The 12,520-nt window shown below is 39.6% G+C and carries 23 protein-coding genes and 1 other annotated feature; of the genes, 22 read left to right on the plus strand and 1 reads right to left on the minus strand.

All coding sequences use genetic code 11. From position 1 onward, the window contains the following. Positions 1–54: 54 nt before the first annotated feature. From rpmG to rpmF, 9 genes are all read left to right on the plus strand, one after another. On the plus strand, positions 55–204 hold the full coding sequence (gene rpmG, locus ACSAMO_RS10710) for a 50S ribosomal protein L33 (protein WP_022229956.1): 150 nt from the start codon (positions 55–57) through the stop codon (positions 202–204). Positions 205–230: 26 nt separating this feature from the next. Next, positions 231–461: a preprotein translocase subunit SecE gene (secE, locus tag ACSAMO_RS10715; protein ID WP_117965157.1), complete on the plus strand. Its 231-nt coding sequence runs from the start codon at positions 231–233 to the stop codon at positions 459–461. 35 nt (positions 462–496) lie between these two features. Further along, the gene (nusG, locus tag ACSAMO_RS10720) at positions 497–1,021 is read left to right on the plus strand and encodes a transcription termination/antitermination protein NusG (protein ID WP_117965156.1); all 525 of its coding nucleotides are present in this window, start codon (positions 497–499) and stop codon (positions 1,019–1,021) included. Positions 1,022–1,155: 134 nt separating this feature from the next. Continuing rightward, the gene (rplK, locus tag ACSAMO_RS10725; RefSeq protein ID WP_022229959.1) at positions 1,156–1,581 is read left to right on the plus strand and encodes a 50S ribosomal protein L11; all 426 of its coding nucleotides are present in this window, start codon (positions 1,156–1,158) and stop codon (positions 1,579–1,581) included. A gap of 59 nt (positions 1,582–1,640) precedes the next feature. After that, positions 1,641–2,333, plus strand: a complete 693-nt coding sequence (gene rplA / locus ACSAMO_RS10730) for a 50S ribosomal protein L1 (protein ID WP_022229960.1) — start codon at positions 1,641–1,643, stop codon at positions 2,331–2,333. A gap of 114 nt (positions 2,334–2,447) precedes the next feature. Next, positions 2,448–2,582, plus strand: a sequence feature (ribosomal protein L10 leader region). Between the two features lie 58 nt (positions 2,583–2,640). Beyond that, complete coding sequence (gene rplJ / locus ACSAMO_RS10735; protein WP_117965152.1) at positions 2,641–3,240, plus strand: 50S ribosomal protein L10; 600 nt, start codon at positions 2,641–2,643, stop codon at positions 3,238–3,240. 41 nt (positions 3,241–3,281) lie between these two features. Next, positions 3,282–3,653 carry a 50S ribosomal protein L7/L12 gene (gene rplL / locus ACSAMO_RS10740; protein WP_022229961.1) on the plus strand — a complete coding sequence of 124 codons (372 nt, stop codon included), beginning with the start codon at positions 3,282–3,284 and terminating at the stop codon, positions 3,651–3,653. Between the two features lie 35 nt (positions 3,654–3,688). Then, a complete protein-coding gene (locus ACSAMO_RS10745; RefSeq protein WP_022229962.1) occupies positions 3,689–4,198 on the plus strand; it encodes a YceD family protein in 510 nt (169 codons plus the stop codon). A gap of 33 nt (positions 4,199–4,231) precedes the next feature. Next, on the plus strand, positions 4,232–4,414 hold the full coding sequence (rpmF, locus tag ACSAMO_RS10750) for a 50S ribosomal protein L32 (RefSeq protein ID WP_022229963.1): 183 nt from the start codon (positions 4,232–4,234) through the stop codon (positions 4,412–4,414). Between the two features lie 55 nt (positions 4,415–4,469). Here rpmF and ACSAMO_RS10755 read toward each other — a convergent pair whose 3' ends face one another. Next, the gene (locus tag ACSAMO_RS10755; protein ID WP_337869942.1) at positions 4,470–4,796 is read right to left on the minus strand and encodes a helix-turn-helix domain-containing protein; all 327 of its coding nucleotides are present in this window, start codon (positions 4,794–4,796) and stop codon (positions 4,470–4,472) included. Between the two features lie 152 nt (positions 4,797–4,948). Between ACSAMO_RS10755 and ACSAMO_RS10760 the strand changes: the two genes are divergently transcribed. The 13 genes from ACSAMO_RS10760 (at position 4,949) to ACSAMO_RS10820 (ending at position 12,520) form a co-directional block, all read left to right on the plus strand. Continuing rightward, positions 4,949–5,221 carry a hypothetical protein gene (locus tag ACSAMO_RS10760; RefSeq protein WP_337869944.1) on the plus strand — a complete coding sequence of 91 codons (273 nt, stop codon included), beginning with the start codon at positions 4,949–4,951 and terminating at the stop codon, positions 5,219–5,221. 2 nt (positions 5,222–5,223) lie between these two features. Continuing rightward, entirely contained in the window at positions 5,224–5,664 is a 441-nt protein-coding gene (locus ACSAMO_RS10765) for an NINE protein (RefSeq protein ID WP_337869946.1), read from the plus strand. A 132-nt stretch (positions 5,665–5,796) separates the two neighbouring features. Next, entirely contained in the window at positions 5,797–6,723 is a 927-nt protein-coding gene (locus ACSAMO_RS10770) for an ATPase, T2SS/T4P/T4SS family (RefSeq protein ID WP_337869948.1), read from the plus strand. Next, positions 6,717–7,208 (plus strand): stage III sporulation protein SpoIIIAB, encoded by a 492-nt coding sequence (spoIIIAB, locus tag ACSAMO_RS10775; RefSeq protein ID WP_337869950.1) that lies wholly within the window; start codon positions 6,717–6,719, stop codon positions 7,206–7,208. The genes ACSAMO_RS10770 and spoIIIAB overlap by 7 nt, the downstream gene beginning before the upstream one ends. 13 nt (positions 7,209–7,221) lie before the next feature. Then, positions 7,222–7,416, plus strand: a complete 195-nt coding sequence (gene spoIIIAC, locus ACSAMO_RS10780) for a stage III sporulation protein AC (RefSeq protein ID WP_022229966.1) — start codon at positions 7,222–7,224, stop codon at positions 7,414–7,416. Positions 7,417–7,425: 9 nt separating this feature from the next. Beyond that, on the plus strand, positions 7,426–7,818 hold the full coding sequence (locus ACSAMO_RS10785) for a SpoIIIAC/SpoIIIAD family protein (protein WP_022229967.1): 393 nt from the start codon (positions 7,426–7,428) through the stop codon (positions 7,816–7,818). Further along, positions 7,799–8,869, plus strand: a complete 1,071-nt coding sequence (locus ACSAMO_RS10790; RefSeq protein WP_499209299.1) for a stage III sporulation protein AE — start codon at positions 7,799–7,801, stop codon at positions 8,867–8,869. The genes ACSAMO_RS10785 and ACSAMO_RS10790 overlap by 20 nt, the downstream gene beginning before the upstream one ends. A gap of 3 nt (positions 8,870–8,872) precedes the next feature. Next, on the plus strand, positions 8,873–9,322 hold the full coding sequence (locus tag ACSAMO_RS10795) for a stage III sporulation protein AF (protein ID WP_499209300.1): 450 nt from the start codon (positions 8,873–8,875) through the stop codon (positions 9,320–9,322). Further along, on the plus strand, positions 9,315–9,806 hold the full coding sequence (locus ACSAMO_RS10800) for a SpoIIIAG-related protein (RefSeq protein WP_499209301.1): 492 nt from the start codon (positions 9,315–9,317) through the stop codon (positions 9,804–9,806). Before ACSAMO_RS10795 ends, ACSAMO_RS10800 begins: the two co-directional genes overlap by 8 nt. A gap of 1 nt (position 9,807) precedes the next feature. Then, a complete protein-coding gene (locus tag ACSAMO_RS10805; RefSeq protein WP_022230380.1) occupies positions 9,808–10,464 on the plus strand; it encodes a SpoIIIAH-like family protein in 657 nt (218 codons plus the stop codon). A gap of 59 nt (positions 10,465–10,523) precedes the next feature. Beyond that, positions 10,524–11,054 (plus strand): Asp23/Gls24 family envelope stress response protein, encoded by a 531-nt coding sequence (locus tag ACSAMO_RS10810; RefSeq protein ID WP_412578309.1) that lies wholly within the window; start codon positions 10,524–10,526, stop codon positions 11,052–11,054. 117 nt (positions 11,055–11,171) lie between these two features. Continuing rightward, on the plus strand, positions 11,172–11,585 hold the full coding sequence (nusB, locus tag ACSAMO_RS10815; RefSeq protein ID WP_147513516.1) for a transcription antitermination factor NusB: 414 nt from the start codon (positions 11,172–11,174) through the stop codon (positions 11,583–11,585). Continuing rightward, on the plus strand, positions 11,582–12,520 hold the full coding sequence (locus tag ACSAMO_RS10820) for a Kae1-like domain-containing protein (RefSeq protein WP_499209302.1): 939 nt from the start codon (positions 11,582–11,584) through the stop codon (positions 12,518–12,520). The genes nusB and ACSAMO_RS10820 overlap by 4 nt, the downstream gene beginning before the upstream one ends.

Raw genomic sequence — 12,520 nt, forward strand, 5'->3', positions numbered from 1 at the left:
TTTTTTTATGCTTGAAAAGAGAGCTGAACATATATAAATGCGGAGGTGTAAAAAATGAGAGTAAAGGTTACATTAGCGTGCAGCGAATGCAAGCAGAGAAACTATAATACAATGAAGAATAAGAAGAATGACCCTGACAGACTTGAAATGAACAAGTATTGTAAGTTCTGCAGAAAGCACACTCTTCACAAGGAAACCAAGTAATTTTGATTGAGTAAGGATGTGTAAAAATGGCTGATACAAATTTATCTAAAGCAAATAAGCCAAGCTTTGGTACAAGAGTCAAGAGATTCTTTAAGGATACTAAGGCTGAGCTAAAAAAGGTCACATGGCCTGACAAGGAACAGCTTATTCATAACACAGGCGTAATTATTGTGTTTATCTTAATAATTACAATCATCTTGTCCGTACTTGATTTTGGTTTTGCAAAATTGTTCCAACTATTAACTAACATATTATAATTCATTAAAAGAATTGTTAGGGAAGGAGAACGGTTATGGCAGAAGAAGCAAAATGGTATGTGGCACACACATATTCGGGTTATGAAAACAAGGTAAAAGCCAATATTGAGAAATCTGTTGAAAACCGTGGTATGCAGGATTTAATTCTTGATGTCAAGGTGCCGACCGAAGAAGTCGTTGAGGAAAACGGTGATAAGAAGAAAGTAGTTCAGCACAAGATTTTCCCGGGCTATGTTATTATCAAGATGATAATGACTGATGAAAGCTGGTACATTGTCAGAAATACACGTGGTGTTACAGGATTCGTGGGACCGGGTTCAAAGCCTGTTCCGCTTTCGGACGAAGAAGTTGAACGCATGGGTGTTGAAGTTATTCGTATGAAAGATATTGATTTTACCGTAGGAGATCTTGTTTCAATTAAATCAGGCCCTATGGAAGGCTTTTCGGGTAAAGTTACGAGCATTAACAATGAAACACGTAAGATTAACGTCGCTGTTTCGATGTTCGGACGTGAAACCCCTGTTGAAATTGACTATACACAGGTTGAACATATGGAATAGTCAATCAAATTATTTTGATATAGACAGCAAATGTTGTTTATAATATCCCTCTGGTAACAGTGGGAGGGCTTTATGCCCGCAATTACCACATTCATATAGCGATATGCTATGAAAAATTCAAGGAGGTGGCCATTATGGCACAAAAAGTTGCAGGTTATATTAAATTACAAATTCCTGCCGGCAAAGCAACTCCGGCACCACCGGTTGGTCCTGCTCTAGGTCAACACGGCGTAAACATTATGCAGTTTGCAAAGGAATTTAACGAAAAAACAGCAAAGGACGCAGGTCTAATTATCCCTGTAGTTATTACAGTATATGCTGACCGTTCTTTCTCATTCGTAACAAAGACACCACCGGCTGCAGTTCTTATCAAGAAGGCTTGTAAGATCGAAAGCGGCTCAGGTGTTCCTAACAAGACAAAGGTAGCTACAATTTCAAAGGCAGATCTTCAAGCTATCGCAGAACAGAAGATGCCTGACCTTAACGCTGCAAGCGTAGAGGCTGCTATGAGCATGATCGCAGGTACTTGCAGAAGTATGGGCGTTCTAATCGGTGACTAATTTGTTAAGAGAAGTGGGAGAGATATAAAATCTCGTTTAACCACGAAGGAGGATACGAAATGTTTAGAGGAAAGAAATATCAAGATAGCGTAAAGCTTGTTGAAAAATCAAAGTTTTACGATACAAATGAGGCTATGGACCTTATTACAAAGACAGCTAAGGCTAAGTTTGATGAAACTGTAGAAGCTCACATCAGACTTGGTGTTGACTCAAGACACGCTGACCAACAGGTCAGAGGTGCTATTGTACTTCCGCATGGTACAGGTAAGACTTCAAAGGTTTTGGTATTCGCTAAGGGTCCTAAGGCTGACGAAGCAAAGGCTGCTGGTGCAGATTACGTTGGTGATGCTGACTTAGTAGCAAAAATCCAGGGTGAAAACTGGTTCGATTTCGACGTTGTTGTTGCAACTCCTGATATGATGGGCGTTGTTGGTCGTCTTGGTAAGGTACTTGGTCCTAAGGGACTTATGCCATCACCAAAGGCAGGCACAGTAACAATGGACGTTACAAAGGCTGTAAACGAAATTAAAGCAGGTAAGATTGAGTACAGACTTGATAAGACAAATATCATTCACTGCCCAATCGGTAAGGCATCATTCGGTGCTGAAAAACTTCAGGAAAACTTTAACGCACTAATGAGTGCAATCGTTAAGGCTAAGCCGGCTGCTGCTAAAGGTCAATACCTAAAGAGCGTTGTTGTAGCATCAACAATGGGACCTGGTATAAAGATTAATGCAGCTAAAATTGGCTAATTGATTTTAATAGCAATAAAAAACCGCTCACAATATGAGCGGTTTTTGCATTTTGTTAAAATTTTTTTAATGAAAATCAAAAAAACTATTGACAAGCTGTTTAAATTATGCTATACTATAAAAGTTGAAAATCCGTAGACAGTCGGCGGCTTGCAATGTACATTGCAGACATAAGTCCTACCGAGGGTGTTTTAGTAATGATTATTACAAAGCTCTTGGTCTATGACTGAGAGCTTTTTGTTTTATATGTAAGACATTGCTTTTGGATTTTCAAAGGTGATTATTCTTACAGGAGGTGAAACGAATTATGCCAAGTGAAAAGGTTTTAGAGGCTAAGAAAGCACAAGTTGCCGAAACAGTTGAAATTTTGAAGGCTGCTCAGACAGGTGTGCTTGTAGACTACCGTGGTTTGAACGTTGAAGAGGATACCGAACTTAGAAGAAAGCTTAGAGAAGCTAACGTTAAGTATTTCGTTATTAAGAATACACTTCTTCGTCTTGCTGCAAAGGAAGTTGGTCTTGATGCTCTTGATGAAGCACTTCACGGACCGACAGCTATCGCTGTTTCTTCAGAAGACGCAGTTGCACCTGCAAAGGTTATTGCTGATTTTGCTAAGGAAAACGATAAGCTTGAAATTAAGACAGGTTTCATGGACGGCGCTGTAATTTCTCTTGACGAGGTTAATAAGCTTGCAGCTACACCAAACATGGATACATTGATCGCAAAGATGATGGGAAGCTTGAACTCACCTATTTCTTCACTTGCAAGATTGCTTGCAACTATTGCTGACGGTGGCGAAGAAATCGCAGACCTAATAGCAAAGAAGAGCGCTGAGGAAGCTCCTGCAGCTGAAGAAGCTGCACCGGCTGAGGAAACTCCGGCTGAAGAAACAGCAGATGCTGAATAATTTATTTGAAAATTAGTTATAATTAATAGGAGGAAATTAAAATGGCAGATTTGAATGCAATTCTTGATTCAATTAAGGAATTAAAGCTACTTGAAGTTGCTGAATTAGTAAAAATGATGGAAGATGAGTTTGGCGTAAGCGCTGCTGCACCGGTTATGGTTGCAGGTGCTGCTGACGGTGCTGCTGCAGGCGGTGCTGAAAAGTCAGAATTTGATGTTGTACTTGCAGAAGCAGGCGCATCAAAGCTTGGCGTAATCAAAGTTGTTAGAGAACTTACAGGTCTTGGTCTTAAGGAAGCAAAGGCTCTTGTTGACGGTGCTCCTGGTACAATTAAGGAAGCTGTTGCTAAGGAAGATGCTGAAGCAATGAAAGCTAAGCTTGAAGAAGCAGGCGCTAAGGTAGAATTAAAGTAATTTTGCTCTGATTCGTATTTATCAAGGAGTATGTTATGACAATAGATGTATCAACAATTCTAAAGGAACTTGGCGGAAAGATTGATATTAACGGTGACGTTGAAATGTCTGATACCGATTTTCTTGGGGAAATGTATCATTTTAACGAGCCTGTTAAGGTTTCGGGCAGTGTTTCAAACAACGGAAAATCTTTGATATTAAAGGCTAACTGTACAGGTCATATGACTACGCAGTGTGCAAGATGTATGAAAGATATAGTAGTTGATATTGATTTCGACATTGACGAAAATCTTGCTCAGGACGACGGCAGTGTATCGTCAGATGATGATGTTATATTGTTTGAGGACGTTAAAATTGATATTGATGATATAGTAGCTAACAATTTTCTTATGAATGTTGAAGGTAAGTATTTGTGCAGTGAGGACTGTAAAGGTCTTTGTCAGCATTGCGGTGCGGACCTTAACGAAGGCGATTGCGGCTGCAGTCAGGAAAACATAGATCCGCGTTGGGCGGCTTTGGTAGATATTATGGAAAAAGATAAGTAAGATAAAGTCAGAGAGAATTATGGAGGTGTAATCATGGCAGTACCTAAGGGTAAAGTTTCAAAAGCCAGAAGAAATAAAAGACGTGCAAACTGGAAGCTAAGTGTGCCAAATATGGTTGAATGCCCACAGTGTCACGAATTTAAAATGCCTCATAAAGTTTGTAAGTCCTGCGGATATTACAACGGCAAGGAAGTTATAAAAAAAGTTGAGGATTAATTCGGCTTGTTAAATTAAAAGAGAATGTCTATGGCATTCTCTTTTTTTGCGTATTTTAATGATTCTGCTTTATGATTTCCGCTATATCAAAAAGCATTTTTTTCTGTTTATCGTTCATTGTATTTAAAAGATTTAAAAAGTCATTATTTAAGTAGTTTTTATTTTTTTCAGTTACATTGGAAAGAAATTCGGTGATATCACAATTTAACTCGTGCGAAATATTTGCGAGAGTATCCAAATTCGCATGAGCGATACCGCGTTCTATTTGACTGATATAACCGACGGAAACTCCTAACTTTTCGGCAAGTGTTTCTTGGGTTATTTGACATATTTTTCGTCTTTCTTTAATTCGCTTTCCGATGATTTTGTAATCAATACTCATATTAATACCTCTTGTTGTAATCTTATTAATATTATATAAATAAGATATGAAACAATACAGATAGTAATAACTAAATATTTAGCTATTACTATTGACAAAATGTTTTTGTTGAGATATAATAAATTTAGTAAAAATAAGGGAGGTGCATTGATATGAAGAAAAAATCGTTATTTAATTTGCTTATAATAATGGTGATAGTGGCGTTCGTAGGACTCGGATTGACAATAACTTTAGCTGTAATTATGGGTGGAAATGCAACAAATATTTTTGATATATCAGCCATGAATTTGTTTAATGTCGGAATTGTTCTTTTGATCGGTCTGATTTCTTTGTGTCTGATTTTAGCAGTTTTCTTGTTAATATTCGCAAAAATCGGTTTTGAAAATATTGTCGATTTTATAAAAAACAAAAAGTGGGAGGATTAAAAATGAATTGTACAAATCATGAAAATGTAGAGGCAAGCGGAATGTGTACATATTGCGGTAAACCGTTCTGTAAAGATTGTCTTGTGGAAGTTAAGGGAAAAATGTATTGTAAGAATGATTTGGATAAGGTATTTGATGAAAAGGAAAGTAAAAATGCCGCAGCTGCTATGCCGCAAATCAATATTACAAACACAAGCTCAAATGTAAACACAAATCAAAACGTAAACGGCGGTTTGCCGGTATCTCGAAAGAGTAAAGTTACAGCAATTATATTATGCATTTTGCTTGGCTGGCTCGGCGGACATAGATTTTATGTCGGTAAGGTCGGTACAGGGCTTTTGTACTTATTTACGGCAGGGTTGTTCGGAGTAGGTGTTTTAATTGACTTGATAATGCTTTTGCTTGGCAATTTCAGTGATAAATTCGGTTATCCGCTTATATAATGTGTGATTTTAAAGACTGTTATTTGAGATTAATTTCTTGAATAGCAGTTTTTTTATTTCAAAATTTTCTGTTCTAAACGTGTCCGAAAAGTAATATATATCAAATACAAAACACGAATGGAGGACAGGGAGATGTACATAGCAAACAATGAAACGGCTGTTTCTTCAAAAGGTATATTGAATTATATGCCACAGGGGATACGGCGATATATGTACGGCGTAAATCTTGACGGAGCTTGTGAAATACATATGAGGCTCGGCAAACCGCTTTGTATAAATTACGGTGACGGTCGGTTTTATCTTAACGCAAAAGGCAACTTGACGCCGATACCGAATTCAACGCTTAAAGTCACTCGTGAGCATATAGATGAAGCGATTGAAATTGCAACAAGTTCGTCTGTATATTCGGTGCGTGACCAAATAAAAAACGGTTACATAACAATAGCCGGCGGTCACAGAATCGGTATAACGGGTACGGCGGTTATAAAAGAGGACAAGGTTTCGTTTATAAAGGATATATCGGGACTGAATTACCGTCTTGCAGGTGAAGTTATAGGAGCGGCGGACGAGGCTGTACCGATGATATTAAAAGGCGGAGGAATAAAAAACACGCTTATAATATCACCGCCCGGAGCGGGAAAAACAACAATGCTCAGAGATATTGTACGTCAGCTTTCGTACAAGTCGTATCGTGTGAGTGTTGTGGACGAAAGAAGTGAAATTGCGGCACTTTGTGAGGGTAGAAGTGCATTCGATTTAGGCTTTTCAACCGATGTTCTTGAGGGCGTGGACAAGGCGGAGGGAATGCTTATGGTATTGCGTTCGATGAGTCCTGATGTAATTGTCACAGATGAAATAGGCAAGCAGTCGGACATTGACGCAATCGAACGAATAACAAACAGCGGAGCGGCTGTTATTGCAACGATACACGGAAGAAATATCGATATGATAAAAAGACGCGACGATTTAAAACGTATGCTGAAATTTTTCGATTTAATTATAACGTTAAGCAGGCGAAAGGGTATCGGAACGGTGGAGGAGGCTCTTACGGAATGGTGAAAATTCTCGGAGCGATAATGACAGGTTTTGCGTGTGGATATTTAGGGCTTAAAATAAGTTATGCAATGAAAATAAGGGCGGAAAGTTTAAATAATATAATCACTTCGCTTGAAATGCTCGAAAGTGAAATAAATTTCAGTATGAATAAGTTGAAACAAGCATTTATGCGTGTGGACAAATGTGGATTGTTTAAATTCGCCGCAGAAAATATGGATGAAAAAGGCGTAAAAACGGCTTGGACAAATGCGGTGAATGAATGCAGTACTAAACTGTCATTAAAAGACGCGGACAAAGATATACTTATGACACTTGGGAAAAACATAGGAAGAACGGATACTGATGACCAGATAAAGAATATAAAATATATAAAAAGTATGATAGCCGAGCAGGAAAAACAGGCACAGAGCGAATACCGCCATTTCGGAAAAATGTACAGAAACGGCGGTGTACTTGTCGGACTGTTGATTGTTATTATGCTGATATAATGGAGATATAGTTATGAATGTAGATTTGATATTTCAGATAGCCGGTGTCGGAATAATCGTAGCGGTATTGAATCAGCTTTTAACGCGAGCAGGACGTGACGAACAAGCTTTGCTTACAACGATAGCCGGACTTGTGGCAGTACTTTTTATACTGTCACAGCAAATCGGAGATTTGTTTGATACGGTGAAAAATATTTTTAGTCTTTAGGTGAGAAGAATGGATATATTTAAGATTATAGGAGTGGGGCTGATAGGCGGAATTTTGTCAATGACCGTAAAACAATACAAAAAAGAATATGCTTTGCTTGTTGCACTTGCGACAGTGACGGTGATATTGTTTTTTACGCTTGATACGCTTGAAACCGCAATTTCGCAGATTTCGCTTATAACCGAGAAAAGCGGTGTGGACACAAGATATTTTACGGCAGTTATGAAAGTGGTCGGTGTGGCATATATAACGCAGTTCGGAGCGGAAATATTGCGTGACGGCGGCGAGGGGGCGATTGCTTTAAAGGTAGAGCTTGCCGGAAAGGTGTTTATATTGGGACTGACTCTGCCGATAGTTACGGAATTTTTGGAGGTGTGTGTAAATGCACTTTCTGCTGTGTAAAATAATCATTATCCTTACGCTGATAATGCCGATAACCGCTTATGCGGACGTACCGACACTTGAGGGTGAGGATTTGTTTAATCAAACGGTGGAGAGGAGTATGACGGGTGATTTGTCGTTAAATCCGACTGATATATTAAATATGCTGTCGGACGACATTATGGGGGAGATAAGGGAATGTACCGATGATGTAATAATACTTTTTATAATAGCGGCGATTTCGGGGATTATAACAACTATTTCAACATCGTTCGGAAATAAATCGACAAGTGAGGCGGCGTTTTTCGCCTGCTTTACGCTCATGTCGGCGGCGGCGATAAAATGTTTCGGAACGGCTATGGAGTACGGAACAACAGTTGTTACGGCAATGACGGACTTTATAACGAAATTTTCACCGCTGTTGATGATTATGATTGCGACAAGCGGTAAGGTGGTATCGGCGTCAACTTTTCAGCCTGTTATGTCGGCGGCGGTGTATGTTGTGTCGATAATTATTGAGAAGTGCCTTGTACCGCTTATAGCGTTCAGCTCGGTGCTTGCGGTTGCAGGGAATATCAGTGACAAGGTACAGCTTTCGGGATTTTGTAAGGTGGTTAAGTCGATTTCAAAGTGGCTTATGGCGGCGATTATAACGATTTTTACCGGCATAAGTGCGATATACGGCTTTTCTTCTCCTGCACTTGACGCGGTAAGCGGTAAGGCGGTTAAGTTTGCGGTAGGAAGTCTTGTACCTGTTGTCGGTACGTTTTTATCCGATACGCTTGAAACGGTTGTGAGCGGAACAAGGCTTATGAAAAATGCGGTCGGAACATCGGGAATTATTGTGATGTGCGTTATATGCGTATTGCCGATACTTAAAATCGGCGTGATACAGTTAATGCTAAAACTCACATCATCAATAGCCGAACCGCTTACGGATAAGCGTGTTTCGTCTATGCTTTGGGAGGTGTCGGAGTCAGTTACAACGATATTTGCGGTAGTGGTTATGGTAGCGGTACTTTTTATGATTAATATAAGTATTATGTTAGCCGCCACTGGCATAGGAGGATAAGCGATGAAAGAATATATCATAACCATAATCGGTGCGACTTTGCTTTCAGCTATGGCTGGGATTATTGCACCTGAAAAGTGGCGCAGTTATGTACAGGTTATAACAGGTTTGGTTATAATAAGCTGTATCATTTCTCCTGTGACGGCTATCGTAAAAAGTGATGTATTCGACGGCTTTGACAGTGTACAGGAAAACATAGCCGACAGCAGTAATATGCAGACGGAACTTGTTATAGAAGAACTGAAAAACAGGATAAACGAGGATGTTAAGGCACGAATGGAAAAAGAGTTTAAATTATCGGTTACGGCGGAATGTGAAATAATGGTGAATGACGAAGGTGAGATTACGGGGGTAGACAGTGTACGCGTTTACGGGGATAAATTAACGGACCGTGCAAGGAGCAGAATATGCGAGGTATACGGTTTGAAACCTTATGAGGTGCATGATGAATAAGGAAGATTTACTTAAAATATTCAAAAATAAGAATAACAGACTGATATGCTTAATATTAATAATTGGAGTTGTACTTATGGCAGTGGCAAGTGTGGACAAAAATAAAAAAGCTGACGTACAACCTACGGCAGCCGTAACAAGTGTTGAAGATGAAGAAAAGCGTCTTGCGAACATTCTTTCACAGATTGACGGTGCCGGAGAGGTATCTGTTATGATAACCTATTATTCAAGTTCGGAAAAGAATATTGCTTACGAAACGAAAGTTTCATCAAGAGAAAAGGAAGAAAGCGAGGATAAAAAGGCTGTTATGACAGACGGTGAACCTATGGTGGTAAAAGAGGTGTATCCAAAAGTCAGAGGTGTTATCGTGACTGCCGACGGGGGCGGGAACAGCGCAGTCAGAAGTGCTGTTTCCGAGGCGGTTACAGCATCACTTGACGTGCCTGCACACAGAATATGTATATTTAAGAAGGAGGTAAAATAAAATGGTTTTGAAGAAGAAGGAGATAATAGCGGCATCGCTTGTGGTACTTATAGGAGTTGCCGGATACTTGAATTGGTCGTATCAAGATACAATAAGGGTACAGGACGGCGAAAGCTACGTTGAAACCGGCAAGAAACTAGGTGAGGCACAGTATGTTTCTTCCGATACGGTAGCGGAGGAAACATCAACGGACAACGCCGAACAAAACAACGGCGAGCAAGCGGAGGAAACGGCTGTAACGGAAGATAACGGCGAACAGGCAACGGACAGTCAGGAAAGCAATGTAACGGTAGAAACCGCGTCAGATTCGGGCAATTATTTTGAACAGGCAAAGATGAATAAAGAAACATCACGTTCAAAGTCACTTGAAATATTAAATCAAACTGCCGAAAACGAAAGCTTTGACGCCGATATTCGTAAAAAAGCCGGTGACAAAATTCTTGAAGAGGCAAACAACGTACAGAAAGAATCGGAAATCGAAAGTATCGCACAGTCAAAGGGCTACAGTGAAATATGTGTGTATGTAGACGGCAGTGAGGCAAATATTATGGTGCGAAAAGACGGATTTTCAGACGAAGATGTAGTAAAACTTACGTCAATCGCAACCGAACAACTTAAAATTTCAGCACAAAACATAAAAATAGTTGAAGTAAAGTGATTTATCTGTTATAATATACATATAATAATTTATTCGGAAAAATTTACGGAGGTAGCATTATGGATGAAGAAATTAAGAATGTTCAAAACGAAGACGGCATAAACGAAGAAACTGCCGAAGAAACAACTGCAAATGCAGAAGCTGAAGAAGAACCAATCGGAAATATAAAAATTTCAGTTGACGTTGTATCAACAATCGCAGGTATCGCAACAACAGAGATTGACGGTGTTGCGGGAATGTACGGAACATTTGCCGGCGGTATTGCCGAAATGTTCGGTGCAAAGAAAAATCCGTCAAAGGGCGTTAAGGTTGATATGAACGAAACAACTGCAACGATTGACCTTTATATTGTGGTGGATTACGGTGTAAGAATACCGGAACTTTCTTGGGAAATTCAAGAGAACGTTAAAAACAGCGTTGAAACAATGACAGGACTTGATGTTCAAAAGGTTAATATCCATATCGAAGGCGTAAGCTTTGAAAAGGAAAAAGAAGAAAAAATCGAACTTGACAGCAACGTAAACGAAACACCTTTACCGACTGTTGACACTGATGAAGATTCTATGGACGATGAGGATATTCAAGACTGAGAAAATAAATCAAGGATTGTGTCTTATAGGCATAAGCCTTGATTTTTTTATGTTATTGTGGTATAGTTTTAACATAGAATTTAAGTAGCCTTATTATTTTGGGAAAGGAATAAAAATATGAAAAAACAGACGAGAAGTCAAGCAAGGGACGCTGCTTTTACACAAGTGTTCCAAATGAATATGCACGAGGATGATATGGACGTAATTTTGGAGGAGCTTTTAAATGCGCGTCCCGAATGTGAAACAAATCTCGGTTATATAAGACAGATTATTGACGGAGTGAAAGAACACGAAAGCGAGCTTGAAGATACGGTTGCAAAGTATTTGAAAGCAGGTTGGACGCTTTCAAGAATTTCAAAAGCGTCACTTTCAATAATGAAGCTTGCAATATTTGAAATGAAGTATATGGACGACGTACCTCCGAAAGTTGCGATAAATGAGGCGGTTGAACTTGCAAAGCGTTACGGCGATGACGGTGACCCTACATTCGTAAACGGACTTTTGGGTAATGTATTTAAGGAGTTAGCGTGAGTACAATAGGCTTTGATACAAGCAATTACACAACGTCAACTGCGTGGACTGACGGAAAAACCGATATAAATGTACGACAGATTTTATACGTCAAAGACGGTGAAAGAGGAATACGTCAAAGTGACGGTGTTTTTCAGCATATGAAATTAATGCCGGTGATGTATGAAAAATTGTCGGAGCAGATTGATTTTAAAGATGTTAAGGCGGTTGGAGTCAGTACAAGACCGAGATGTGTAGAGGGATCATATATGCCCGTATTCCTTGCAGGTGAGGGGTATGCAAAGGTTGTCGCTGATACTTTGGGTGTGCCTTTGTATGAATTTTCGCATCAAGACGGACACATAATGGCGGGAATATATTCAAGCGGCTCTTTTGAATTGCTTGAAAACGATTTTATATCGGTACACCTTTCGGGCGGTACAACGGAAATTTTGAAAAGCCGTTACAACGGATTTAATTTTGACAATGAAATTGTCGGCGGAAGTAAGGATATAAGTGCCGGACAATTTATTGACAGAGTGGGCGTAAAAATGGGCTTGCATTTTCCTGCCGGTAAGGCTTTGGAACAGCTTGCTCTAAAGGCTGAAAAAAGTGAAAAACTTCCGATAGCCGTTGACGGTGCGTATATGAATTTTTCGGGTGTTGAAACAAAAGCGTCACGCATGGCGGAAAGTGGAAAATGCGATAAATCCGCTCTTGCACTCGGCGTACTTGAAAATGTTCGTGATACACTTGTTAAAACGATAAATAAGGCAATGACGGACACAAACACTCACCGCGTGTTGATTGTGGGCGGTGTTGCGTCAAACGGAATTATAAGAAACGGACTTACAAAAAAACTTGACGGTGATGTGTATTTCGCAAAAGCGGAATATTCAACCGATAATGCAGTCGGAACAGCATATCTTGCACATCTGGCACATAAGGAGGCATAG

Source organism: Ructibacterium sp. SJQ-7 (assembly GCF_054696575.1).

Bases quoted from the DNA above. Each gene is read 5' to 3' on its own strand.
- rpmG (WP_022229956.1), top strand. From the start codon at position 55: ATGAGAGTAAAGGTTACATTAGCGTGCAGCGAATGCAAGCAGAGAAAC.
- secE (WP_117965157.1), top strand. From the start codon at position 231: ATGGCTGATACAAATTTATCTAAAGCAAATAAGCCAAGCTTTGGTACA.
- nusG (WP_117965156.1), top strand. From the start codon at position 497: ATGGCAGAAGAAGCAAAATGGTATGTGGCACACACATATTCGGGTTAT.
- rplK (WP_022229959.1), top strand. From the start codon at position 1,156: ATGGCACAAAAAGTTGCAGGTTATATTAAATTACAAATTCCTGCCGGC.
- rplA (WP_022229960.1), top strand. From the start codon at position 1,641: ATGTTTAGAGGAAAGAAATATCAAGATAGCGTAAAGCTTGTTGAAAAA.
- rplJ (WP_117965152.1), top strand. From the start codon at position 2,641: ATGCCAAGTGAAAAGGTTTTAGAGGCTAAGAAAGCACAAGTTGCCGAA.
- rplL (WP_022229961.1), top strand. From the start codon at position 3,282: ATGGCAGATTTGAATGCAATTCTTGATTCAATTAAGGAATTAAAGCTA.
- ACSAMO_RS10745 (WP_022229962.1), top strand. From the start codon at position 3,689: ATGACAATAGATGTATCAACAATTCTAAAGGAACTTGGCGGAAAGATT.
- rpmF (WP_022229963.1), top strand. From the start codon at position 4,232: ATGGCAGTACCTAAGGGTAAAGTTTCAAAAGCCAGAAGAAATAAAAGA.
- ACSAMO_RS10755 (WP_337869942.1), bottom strand. From the start codon at position 4,796: ATGAGTATTGATTACAAAATCATCGGAAAGCGAATTAAAGAAAGACGA.
- ACSAMO_RS10760 (WP_337869944.1), top strand. From the start codon at position 4,949: ATGAAGAAAAAATCGTTATTTAATTTGCTTATAATAATGGTGATAGTG.
- ACSAMO_RS10765 (WP_337869946.1), top strand. From the start codon at position 5,224: ATGAATTGTACAAATCATGAAAATGTAGAGGCAAGCGGAATGTGTACA.
- ACSAMO_RS10770 (WP_337869948.1), top strand. From the start codon at position 5,797: ATGTACATAGCAAACAATGAAACGGCTGTTTCTTCAAAAGGTATATTG.
- spoIIIAB (WP_337869950.1), top strand. From the start codon at position 6,717: ATGGTGAAAATTCTCGGAGCGATAATGACAGGTTTTGCGTGTGGATAT.
- spoIIIAC (WP_022229966.1), top strand. From the start codon at position 7,222: ATGAATGTAGATTTGATATTTCAGATAGCCGGTGTCGGAATAATCGTA.
- ACSAMO_RS10785 (WP_022229967.1), top strand. From the start codon at position 7,426: ATGGATATATTTAAGATTATAGGAGTGGGGCTGATAGGCGGAATTTTG.
- ACSAMO_RS10790 (WP_499209299.1), top strand. From the start codon at position 7,799: ATGCACTTTCTGCTGTGTAAAATAATCATTATCCTTACGCTGATAATG.
- ACSAMO_RS10795 (WP_499209300.1), top strand. From the start codon at position 8,873: ATGAAAGAATATATCATAACCATAATCGGTGCGACTTTGCTTTCAGCT.
- ACSAMO_RS10800 (WP_499209301.1), top strand. From the start codon at position 9,315: ATGAATAAGGAAGATTTACTTAAAATATTCAAAAATAAGAATAACAGA.
- ACSAMO_RS10805 (WP_022230380.1), top strand. From the start codon at position 9,808: ATGGTTTTGAAGAAGAAGGAGATAATAGCGGCATCGCTTGTGGTACTT.
- ACSAMO_RS10810 (WP_412578309.1), top strand. From the start codon at position 10,524: ATGGATGAAGAAATTAAGAATGTTCAAAACGAAGACGGCATAAACGAA.
- nusB (WP_147513516.1), top strand. From the start codon at position 11,172: ATGAAAAAACAGACGAGAAGTCAAGCAAGGGACGCTGCTTTTACACAA.